The organism is Histidinibacterium lentulum, from assembly GCF_003789055.1.
GTDB lineage: Bacteria > Pseudomonadota > Alphaproteobacteria > Rhodobacterales > Rhodobacteraceae > Oceanicola > Oceanicola lentulus.
In genome coordinates this window covers 1-10,316 of the sequence record NZ_ML119097.1, presented here as the reverse complement: position 1 = coordinate 10,316, position 10,316 = coordinate 1, and the positions used below count along the sequence as shown (strand labels likewise).

The window sequence follows — 10,316 nt, the reverse complement described above, 5'->3', positions numbered from 1 at the left end:
GTAACCGGCCGGTTAGGACCGCAGCTCAGGCGACGGCCTTGTCCTCCTGAGTGAGCGGCACCCAGTTCCACGGCAGCAGGTCGTCGAGGCGGTTGATCTTGTGGTCGCCGATCCGGGCGAGGATGTCGGCGAGGTAGGCTTCGGGATCATGGCCGCTGAGCTTTGCGCTCTCGATGATCGTCATGGCCTCCGCGAGGGTCTCGCCTCCGGCATCAGCCCCGGCGAAGAGCCAATTCTTCCGACCAATGACCACGGGCTTGATCGCGCGCTCGGCCGGGTTGTTGTCGATGGCCACACGGCCATCCTCCAGGAAGAGCATGAAGGAGGGCCAGCGGCGGAGCGCGTAGCGGAAGGCCTTGGCCAGTGCGCTCTTGCCCGAGACACGGCCGAGCTGGGTCTCCGCCCACGCCTTGAAGTCCTCCGCAAGCGGGCGCGTACGGACCTGCCTGACGCGCCGCCGCTCTTCGGCGGAGCAGCCGGTGATCTCGCGTTCGATGTCGTAGAGCGCGCCGATGCGGTCCAGCCCTTCTCGGGCGATCTCCGACTTGGTGCCGGTCCAGACATCGTGAAAGTCCCGGCGCAGGTGTGCCCAGCATGCGGCCTCGCGGATGCGAACCGCACCGGTGGCATCAGGCTCATAGAGCGCCTTGAAGCCCGTATAGGCGTCCGCCTGGAGGACACCGCAGAACTCGGCCAGGTGGCCTTGCGGATGCACGCTCTTCCGGTCCGGTGAGAAGAAGTAGGCGACGCCCGGCGGCGCGGTCCCGCTCCACGGTCGGTCATCCCGGAGGTAGGCCCAGATCCGGCCCTCCTTCACGCCCTTGCCCAGCCCCTCGAGCCGCCTGGCGCGATCGAGCACCCGCACCACCATCCCGCTTTTTTGGGTTGAAATGTCCGCTAACACCTTGAATGGAAAGGTGGTTTTAGCGGTTCGATAACCATTATCGCGGCTGTATCGCAGAGGCTCTGCGAAAGCCAGTTTCAGCACCGTGCGTTTGAACGCAAATTCGCCGTTTTCATAGAGTTTCCAAGGGTTTCCGAGGAACGTCAGGGCGTGTTCGATAAATTCCTCTAGGCGTCCCTTTGGCGGCACCTTCAGAGCCGCTTGTTCGCCCAGCTTGATCTTCTCACGCTCCAGCTTGTCGATCCGCTTCTCATACGCCTGAATCACCGAAGGACTGGTCGCATCCACGATCCGGTCGAGTAGCGCCTCGATCTGACCTTCGATGTCCTTGATCTGCGCTGCGAGCGTGCTTTGCTCCTGCCGCGCTTGCGTCAGCTTCATGTTCCATGCGTCGATGAACATCGCCCGCACCAGCTCATAGAGCTGTTTGGCGGGCTGTAGAGAGCGCAGGAGCGCTTCCGCACCGCCTTCGATATCGGCGCGCGGGATCGACTTGCGCTTCGACGCACAGGACGGCGTATCGCACAGGTAATAGGGATAGTGCTTGTTCCGGCCCTTCGACCAGCAGGAGGTCATCGGCTCGCCACAGTCGTCGCAGAGCACGAACCCGCGCAGCGGGAAATCTTCGTTGATGTCCTTGCGAGCGTGAGCATAAACATTCCCGCTCAGCACAGCCTGGACGCGCTCGTATGTGGCAAAGCTGATCAGCGGCTCGTGATGCCCTTTGCGTAGGGACACACCCCAGTTCGGCGCATCCACGTAGCCCGCATAAACGGCGCGCTGGAGCATATCCTTGACCTTGCTCGGATGGACATAGCCATTTGCGCCACTTTTGGGGAAATCGGGCTTAGATTCGAGGAACCGCTTCACTTCAACCTGAGAACTGAATCGCCCGCTGGCATAACCCTCCAAAGCTTCCGCGACGATGGACGCGACGGGTTCATCTCGAAACAGCAGTTTGCCATGCACGCGATCTTTTGCGTAGCGATAGCCAACTGGCGGATGAAAGACGTAATAGCCTTTCTCGACACGCGCCTTCATCTTTTGGATCACCTGACGGCGGTTCTGTTCCCGCTCTAGCTCGCCCTGCGCGGCGAAGATCGTCTCGACGAACTTGCCTTCCGGCGTGTCGTCGAGCTTGAAATTCAGGCATTCGATCCGCGCCCCGCGCGTCTGGAATTCACGCCGCAGCTTGATGTGAAATTCCGTATCGCGCGCGAACCGCTTGAGATCGTCGAAGATGACCACGTATTTCTTGTCCGGCTGCGCATCGAGGAAGCTCAGCAGCGCGACCATGCCAGGCCGTTTGATGAAATCGCCACCGCCCGAGGCGTCGTCGGGGAACACCGCTTCGACATTGTAGCCTTGCGCTGCCGCGTACTGGCGGCAGCGATGTTCCTGACTGTCGAGCCCGCCGCCTTCGGTCTTCTGCCGCGTGCTGGACACGCGGCAGTAAATGACCGCCTGCGTGATCTCTTTATCGTTGTTTTTGTTTGTCATTTGACCTCCGGCTTGCCTGGCGGAGCAGGCTTCTCAAAGGGTTTAGCTGTTTCCTGATCCTTCGATATTACCGCATCGAAGGCCCGAGCGGGAGGCTGACCGTCCGCATCGCAATCTTTTCCACAGGCTTCTTGCAGCGGATGAACGCCATAGCCCAGCTCGACGAAGGTGACGACGATGCTCCACACGGCGCGCAGAAACTCTTCCTTCTGCTCCGGCGTCAGATCGGACCCGTCGAGATATTCCTGATACTTGGCGACATCGATACTGAGCGTCGGACGTGCCGAAGCCGAAAAGGCTTCCAGCATCTCTGCCGTTTTGTTGGCATCGGTATAGTGTTTCATCGGTCTCTCCGATCTCTGGTTTTCCACACCAACACCTCTTTTTATTTTACCGTATTTTTCGGTATTTCCGCAGAAAGAGGCGGGTTATTTCTATGCTGCGAAGCCGCAATGATCGCGGCTTTAGCCCGTTTCGATCCTTTTGGGTCCGCGACTGTCCGTTTCGCTCCGGATTGATCCGCCTGCGTCGAGCGCCCGCTCGACGCAGTGCTTGATCAGCGTGGGCCGCGTGAGGTCACCATGGACGCTGGCTAGTCGCGTCAGGCCGCCTTCATGCTGAAGCATCACATCATGGCCGGTGCGATGGTTGGGCAGGATCAGCACATCTTCGACGGCCTCGCGCGCAATCCGCTTCGGGAAGCGAAGGACACTGTGCCGGACACTCACCTGATCATCGTCAACGATGATGGTGACGTGCTCGCGGTCGGCCAGCCACGTGTAGAGGCTGTACGGCCCGAAATTCAGGAACAGGAACGCGCCGCCTATGCAGTAGAGTGCAAGCATCCACCCGCGCAGATTTTCGAGCGGCACGTCCTGAGGCTGTGCGCGCGCAACTTCGGCCAGCGCTTCGAAGGCATTTGAGAGCGCCATGACCACGAAGGCCGCAAATTCGAGCAGGAAGTTCGCCTCGGGATCGGAAACCATGTCCGGCGCGTATTCGGAAATCAGCACATACAGGGCGAGGAAGAGCGCGATCAGCCAGAAGGCGATCCGCTGTTCGTGTCCGCTCGACGGCAGCCGATGCGCCGCCTTGATGCGCGTGCCGTTGCCATCCCGTTCGATACGGGGCTCGCCATCGAGCCAATGCTTTTTAAGGTCCAGAATGTTCATGGTTTTATCCTTTCTTCTTGCGGGCCTTTATCCGTTCTTGAGTTTTCTGATCAGCGGAGCCCAATCGAGGGGCATCATCACAAAGACGGGGCAATTCCATTGCGAGCCGAGCTGGTCACGCATCCCCTGAATTCCGAAATACCGGCATTCAAAGCAGCGCCCGCCGTCGATGCAGCTATACGTCACCAGCACATGCGGCGTGCCGTAGGTCACGGTGACAGCGAGCGCGGCAGCGCAGAGCCAGGCGGCAACGCTCCGGCGCAGCAGCCAGTGCAGCGCGCTAAAGATGCGGTCGCCAATGCTGCGCCGCCCCTCAAGGGTTGTCTGGCGCTTCGACGGTTCCGCCGTGCGCTTGCGCGGACGCGGCGGCTTCCGGCTGACGACTTCAACTCTGATCTTGGTCATGACTTGCTCCTTGTGCCGGAGTAGCGGAGGCGGAAGACGGGCTTGCCGCCGCGCGGGTGATCGCCTTCCATCGGGTTCGGATCGGCCCAGTCCCGCCACGGCGCGACATCCCAATAGCGCGCCTTTGCTGCGAGGACGGGCGGCGCGGCCTTGACGAACAGAAGCTGACGATCATCAGGCAGCGTCATGATCTCGGGCGGCAGCATGAGCGGCACGCCGCGTTCAGACGCGCTGACGCCGATCTCGTCATCGGCGCGCTGGCCGAGATTGTAGCTGCGCGTGATGATCGAGCGCTCGCCGAGCAGACGCGAAAGCCGCTGCGCAAGGTCGAAGTCCTGCACGGCAAAGAACTGCTTCACCTCGGACTGGCTCAGGATGATGTTCGCGGTATCGCGGCCATAGACCTGCGCCAGATGCGAAAGGTCCTGCACGATGACCCAGACGCGCACGCCATAGCCTGGAAGCAGCGTCAACGCTTCGGCGAAGCCCGCGATCTTGCCCATGTTGGCAAATTCATCGAGCAGGAACAGGACGCGCTGATTGCTGCGCTGTGTCGTCACCGCGTTGATCGCGTGCCGCGAGACCAGCGCCAGCCACATGCCGTAATCGCTGATCCGTTCGGCGGGGATCATGACATAGACGGTCGTGGGACGAGCCTTGAGGTCTTCAAAGCGGGCGTCGGTGCTGGACACGGCATCGGCCAGTGGCCCGCCAGGCCGGAAGACCTGAAGCGCGTTCGATGCCCCGTTGCGGAAATCCTCGAACTGGCGCGCGCCTTCCTCGAACTGTTTCAGAAGCTCGCTGCCATAGGCCGCGACGACGCCATCGAGTGCGTCGGACTGCGCCATGTCGGCCAGCGTCAGGCCGAGCAGGTTGGTGTCCTTGATCATCCTCCACAGCTCGGGCAGCGTGCAGCGCTCCGGTCTGCCGCGCGTGGCAAGATGCAGTTGCATCGCTTCGAGGATGTTGCGCGCGCCGTCACGGAAAAAGCGGTTCTTGTCGCCGCCTTCCGGCTCCGGTTCGAGCATGAAGGCTTTGGCCCGCGCCGCATCGCCCAGCTCGTGGTGACGGCGGGGATCGGCAGCCATGTCGATCAGGGGCTGGAGCGGGTTGTACCGGTCGCATGGCAGGCCGTTCAGCTTCCACGGGTTCAGGAAGATCACTTCATGCCCGAAGGTCTGCTTACGGTGACGGGCCGTGATCGCCGCTAGCTCGCCTTTCGGATCGGTGACGAACACCGAGCCGGAATAGTGCAGCAGGTTCGGGATGACGACGCTCGTGCCTTTGCCCTGACGGGCGGGCGCGACCGTCAACAGATGCGCCTTGCCATTGAAGAAGAGCGGCACGCCGTCCAGAGCGCCGAGGAACACGCCCTCGGGATCGGTCATGCCGTTATCCGCGCAATCCCGCAGATCGGCAAACGCCGCTTCGCCGAAGATGCCGGTCGGGGTTTCTGCCCTCCGGCGCGCAGCCCAGAGCAGCAGGACGCGGAGCAAGTCGAGGATGCCGAGGCCGAACAGCAGCACGCCCGCGAGGAACAGGAAGCCGAGCGCAAACACCGCCACCGGATCGCTATGCGAGTCCAGAGGGACCAGCAGCTGCCATATGCCAGCAGCAATCAGGCCGCCGACCAGCATGTGGCCGAGCGGATTTGGTGGCCGCTGCGAGCGCATGGCACCATCCTTCGATAAATTGTTCTGCTGTAGTTGAAGGGTTGGTTGTGGCAGGGGCCGTTTCAATAAAAAAGTTGGGCGGCTTGCCGACTATTTTGCACCCGTGTAATACAAGTATCTGAATGTACTACATTTTGCCGCTAAGACTGACCGCAAGATGTGTGTTGTACTACAACACATCTTGGCAAGGGGGCCGCTGCGCGCCCCCGTTGCATCCCCCAGCCTGTGGCTCTTCCAGGGCATTGAGCCCGTTCCAGAGCCAGCAGACCGTATCGCCGGTCAACCACTCGCAGGGCTTGGAGACGTCCCTCTCCACCTGCACCGAACCATGGATCAAAGGGCATATTGAAGCGCCCCGGGTTTCCGAGAGGGTAAAACTCTTGAAGGATGACCCTTATGGAATCGAAGAAGAAGCCCACCCCGAAGTACACGGCCGAGTTCCGCGAGCGCGGCGTTCGTCTGTATCGCGAGCATCGGTCCGACTACACGAGCGACAACGCGGCCTATCGCGCGATCGCTTCGAAGCTCGGCTGTTCGCATGAGACCTTGCGCGCCTGGTGCATTCAGGTTGCCCGTGACGCAGGCGAGCGTGCCGGTTCCACTACCGAGGAGAAAGCGCGGATCAAGGAGCTGGAGCGCGAGAACCGCGAGTTGCGAACGGCCAACGAGATCCTGAAGAAGGCCTCGGCTTATTTTGCGCAGGCGGAGCTCGACCGCCCGTTCCGCAAATGATTGCCTTCATCGCAGCCCATCGCGAGGATTTTGGGGTCGAGCCGATCTGCCGTGTTCTGCCGATCGCCCCGGCAACCTTCCATCGCCATGCCGCTGTCGCGCGCAATCCCGAGCATGCCTCGGACCGCGCCAAGCAGGACGCTGTGGACCTCGAGAAGATCAAGGCGGCCTACAGCAAGAGCCGGGGGCGCTATGGTGCCCGCAAAGTCTGGCATCAGCTCCGTCGCGACGGGCACGACATCGCGCGTTGCACTGTGGAGCGGCTCATGCATCTTCACGGATTACAAGGGGTTGTGCGAGGGCAGAAGAAAACTACCAACCCCGACCCTGCGCAGCCTTGCCCGGATGACAAGGTCAACCGGCAGTTCGTTGCAGAGGCGCCGAACCAGCTGTGGGTCTCCGATTTCACCTATGTGTCGACCTGGATGGGGATGGTCTACGTCGCCTTCGTCATCGACGTCTTCGCCCGCAGGATCGTGGGCTGGCGCGTCTCGACCTCCATGACCACCAGCTTCGTGCTCGACGCCCTGAACCAGGCCATCTCTCAGCGCTGCCCGGCGGAGGGCAACGGACTGATCCACCACTCCGATCGCGGCAGCCAGTACCTGTCGATCCGCTATACGGAGCGGTTAGGCGACGCCGGGATCGACACCTCGGTGGGCACCGTCGGCGATTCCTACGATAACGCCCTGGCCGAAAGCATCATCGGCCTGTTCAAGACCGAGGTCATCAACTTCCTCGGCCCGTGGAAATCCATGGCACAGGTCGAATGGGAGACCCTGCAATGGGTCAGCTGGTACAACACCGAGCGGCTACACAGCGCCATTGGCCACCGGCCGCCGCAGGAAGTGGAGGAGGCGTTCCACGCGGAAACCAGCGCCATAGAAAAAGCTGCCTAACTGACAGACGAAAAAGCCTCTCGGAAACCCGGGGCGCTTCACTACCCTTGCCCTGGACCCATCCCATCGAGCAGGGTCGTGCCGCGCCCCTTGCATCCCCGACCTACCGCCCGCCGCTTGGATGCCACCACCAACCGCGGCACACCATCACGAGCCATCCAACAACACCATCCGAGCCCTGTGGATAACTCCCACACTATCCGGATTCTGGATGCACGTACCAGATGTGCCTGCTAAGGTCGCTAAAAACACAACCCTTCGAGGGACGGAGCACGCATTGTACGAAAACGCATTCAACAAGATTGAACGAGACCTTCGCGCAGAAGAAGGCATCGCCAATGAACTGGATTACGTGGAACAGACCTCATGGGTGCTGTTCCTGAAATACCTGCACGATCTTGAAACCGAGCGCGCAGACCGCGCTGAACTCGATGGCGAAGACTACACCCCCATCATCGACGGCGCTTTCCGTTGGGACAAATGGGCCGCTCCCAAAAAAGACGGTGAGTTTGACCACAACGCTGCCCGCATTGGCGATGACCTAATCAAGTTTGTAGATCAGGAGCTGTTTCCGTACCTCGCGTCCTTCCGCCAATCCGCCACCAGCCCGCAGACGATCCAATACAAGATCGGCGAAGTCTTCACTGAACTGCGCAACAAATTCCGCTCCGGCTACATCCTGCGTGACGTGCTCGAAGCCGTGGACGGCCTGTCCTTTAACACCCAGGCCGAACGGCACGAACTGTCCCAACTCTACGAAACCCGCATCCGCCGCATGGGGAACGCAGGCCGAAACGGGGGTGAATACTACACACCCCGTCCGCTCATCCGCGCCATGATCAAGGTCACCGCCCCCAAGATCGGCGAGACGATCTATGACGGCGCGGTCGGCTCGGCGGGCTTCCTCTGCGAAGCCTATGACTACATGCGCACCGATAAGCTCTCCGCGTCCGATTACGAGACCCTGCAAACCAAGACCTTCTACGGACAGGAAAAGAAGGGCCTCGCCTATGTCATCGGGATCATGAACATGGTCCTGCATGGAATCGAGGCCCCGAACCTGATCCATTCCAACACGCTCAATGAGAACGTGATGGATATTCAGGAGAAGGACCGGCACGACATTATCCTCGCCAATCCCCCCTTCGGTGGCGGCGAGCGGCGCGAGGTGCAGCAGAACTTCCCGATCCGCACGGGCGAGACGGCCTACCTGTTCCTGCAACACTTCATCCGCAAGCTGAAGGTAGGCGGGCGCGCCGCCGTGGTGATCAAGAACACCTTCCTCAGCAACACCGACAATGCCTCTGTCGCGTTGCGCAAGGAATTGCTGGAGGCGGCGGAGCTGCACACCATCCTCGATTGCCCGCAAGGCACCTTCCAAGGCGCAGGCGTGAAAACCGTGGTGCTCTTCTTCGAGAAAGGCGCACCAACGCGAGACATCTGGTATTATCAGCTCGATCCGGGGCGCAGCATGGGCAAGACCAACCCCCTGAACGATGACGATCTGGCGGAGTTCGTGGAGCTACAACGCAGCCGCCCGAATGGGCCGAAAAGCTGGATCGTGGGCCGCGCCGATCTGGACGAAAACACCTTCGATCTGTCGGTCAAGAACCCCAACGCGCCTGAGGCCGAGGCGCTACGCAGCCCCGAAGAGATCATCGCCGACATGCTGGCGCGGGATGCAGAGACGGCACATCAGTGGTAACCAAAGAAGGGGAACCCGGCGACATTCTCATGTCTGTCCGTGCTCCCGTTGGGCCGATCAATGAGGCTACTCAGCGCATCTGTATCGGTCGAGGTCTAGCAGCAATCCGCGCTAAAGATGGGCTTGATCGCGATTTCCTTTGGTATTCCCTGTTATGGTTGCAGCCAACGATCAAAGGAAGTGCTGGAGCGGTTTTTGACTCCATTAACAAGGCTGGAATTGAAGGCCTTCCCATCCCCCTCCCACCGCTCGATGAACAACAACGGATTGTTGCGGTTCTGGACGAGGCCTTCGAGGGTCTGGCCCGCGCCCGCGCCCACGCCGAAGCCAACCTCCAAAACGCGCGGGAGTTGTTTAGTAGTGCGTTGCAGTTTGCATTCAAAGATGAATCCATCTCATGGAATGACACCGTACTTTCTGATCTTGGTTCGGTGGTCACGGGATCGACACCAAAGACGTCAGACAAGGGAAACCTTGGGGATCACCTGCCTTTCGTGAAGCCTGGTGATTTCTTGCCTGATGGCTCGCTCGTCTATGATAACCAAGGTTTGAGCGCGCAGGGAGCGTCCGTTTCTCGTGTGCTTCCTGCTGGCTCCGCTTTGATGGTTTGCATCGGCGCGACCATTGGAAAGGCAGGCTATAGTGATCGCCCGATTGCTACAAACCAACAGATCAATGCCGTTGTTCCCAAACACGGAATTAGTGGCGAATACCTATATTATCAGATGCTCACCCCTGAGTTTCAGGCCGACGTCATTCGTCGATCTGGTCAAGCAACATTGCCGATCATCAACAAAGGCAAATGGAGCAAGCTTACTGTTCGCATGCCGAACGATCTGACGAAACAGATCGAGATCGTCGATAAGTTGTCTAGCCTGCGTGCCCAAATCGACGCAACCTTCGCACAATATAAGGCTCAGATCGTTGACCTAGACGACCTTCGCCAATCCCTTTTGCAGAAAGCCTTCGCGGGCGAGTTAACATGATGTAACGAGTAGATAAGATGAGCATTCACGACGAAACCGAAGCCGATACCCGCGCTGAGCGCATAGACCCCGTCCTTGCGGCGGCGGGCTGGGGACAGAACGGCTCAAAGGTTCGGCGTGAGGTCATCTGCCCTGGGCGCATCCAGTCAGGCGGCACGCGCGGCAAAGGACTGTCTGCTGATTATGTGCTGATCCACAAGGGGCAAAAGCTCGGTAAGCGGCGTCTGCTGCCCACGAGGCGTTTCAGCTTGACGGCTTGAAGTTCCAGGGCAGCAGATCGTCGATGGCGGACTGAGGGTGACCGTTGGCGATCGCTTCGAGCGTGGCCTTGAGATACGCG

General features: G+C 60.3%; 8 protein-coding genes, 3 pseudogenes and 1 other annotated feature. Of the genes and pseudogenes, 4 read left to right on the top strand and 7 right to left on the bottom strand.

Features of this window, described 5'->3' with window-relative positions; translation table 11 throughout:
- Window positions 1-25: 25 nt before the first annotated feature.
- The 6 genes and pseudogenes from tnpC to EAT49_RS20830 all read right to left on the bottom strand — a co-directional run.
- Window positions 26-865: pseudogene (gene tnpC / locus EAT49_RS21385) on the bottom strand (IS66 family transposase); the annotation flags it as partial.
- A gap of 519 nt (window positions 866-1,384) precedes the next feature.
- Window positions 1,385-2,404: pseudogene (locus tag EAT49_RS21655) on the bottom strand (recombinase family protein); the annotation flags it as partial.
- Window positions 2,401-2,748, bottom strand: a complete 348-nt coding sequence (locus tag EAT49_RS20845; RefSeq protein ID WP_123644205.1) for a hypothetical protein — start codon at window positions 2,746-2,748, stop codon at window positions 2,401-2,403. The pseudogene EAT49_RS21655 and the gene EAT49_RS20845, both read right to left, overlap by 4 nt.
- Window positions 2,749-2,868: 120 nt before the next feature.
- Window positions 2,869-3,576: a hypothetical protein gene (locus EAT49_RS20840; RefSeq protein ID WP_123644204.1), complete on the bottom strand. Its 708-nt coding sequence runs from the start codon at window positions 3,574-3,576 to the stop codon at window positions 2,869-2,871.
- 27 nt (window positions 3,577-3,603) lie between these two features.
- Window positions 3,604-3,981: a hypothetical protein gene (locus EAT49_RS20835; RefSeq protein ID WP_123644203.1), complete on the bottom strand. Its 378-nt coding sequence runs from the start codon at window positions 3,979-3,981 to the stop codon at window positions 3,604-3,606.
- Window positions 3,978-5,654 (bottom strand): type IV secretory system conjugative DNA transfer family protein, encoded by a 1,677-nt coding sequence (locus EAT49_RS20830; protein ID WP_123644202.1) that lies wholly within the window; start codon window positions 5,652-5,654, stop codon window positions 3,978-3,980. Before EAT49_RS20830 ends, EAT49_RS20835 begins: the two co-directional genes overlap by 4 nt.
- A gap of 396 nt (window positions 5,655-6,050) precedes the next feature.
- Here EAT49_RS20830 and EAT49_RS20825 point away from each other — a divergent pair.
- The 4 genes and pseudogenes from EAT49_RS20825 to EAT49_RS20810 all read left to right on the top strand — a co-directional run.
- Window positions 6,051-7,285 (top strand): IS3 family transposase gene (locus EAT49_RS20825; RefSeq protein WP_123644201.1). Its coding sequence is split into 2 segments (ribosomal slippage): window positions 6,051-6,348 and window positions 6,348-7,285, totalling 1,236 coding nucleotides; the frame shifts between segments, so codons are not numbered across the junction.
- Window positions 6,341-6,457: a sequence feature (AL1L pseudoknot), on the top strand. (Overlaps the previous gene by 117 nt.)
- Window positions 7,286-7,562: 277 nt before the next feature.
- Window positions 7,563-8,990, top strand: coding sequence for a class I SAM-dependent DNA methyltransferase (locus tag EAT49_RS20820; RefSeq protein ID WP_123644200.1), 1,428 nt, complete (start codon window positions 7,563-7,565; stop codon window positions 8,988-8,990).
- The gene (locus EAT49_RS20815) at window positions 8,984-9,976 is read left to right on the top strand and encodes a restriction endonuclease subunit S (RefSeq protein ID WP_123644199.1); all 993 of its coding nucleotides are present in this window, start codon (window positions 8,984-8,986) and stop codon (window positions 9,974-9,976) included. The genes EAT49_RS20820 and EAT49_RS20815 overlap by 7 nt, the downstream gene beginning before the upstream one ends.
- Window positions 9,977-9,993: 17 nt before the next feature.
- A pseudogene (locus EAT49_RS20810) lies at window positions 9,994-10,188 on the top strand (hypothetical protein); the annotation flags it as partial.
- 31 nt (window positions 10,189-10,219) lie between these two features.
- Here the strand turns inward: EAT49_RS20810 and EAT49_RS20805 are convergent.
- On the bottom strand, window positions 10,220-10,316 hold a 97-nt coding region (locus tag EAT49_RS20805; RefSeq protein ID WP_148078744.1), incomplete at its 5' end, for a transposase domain-containing protein.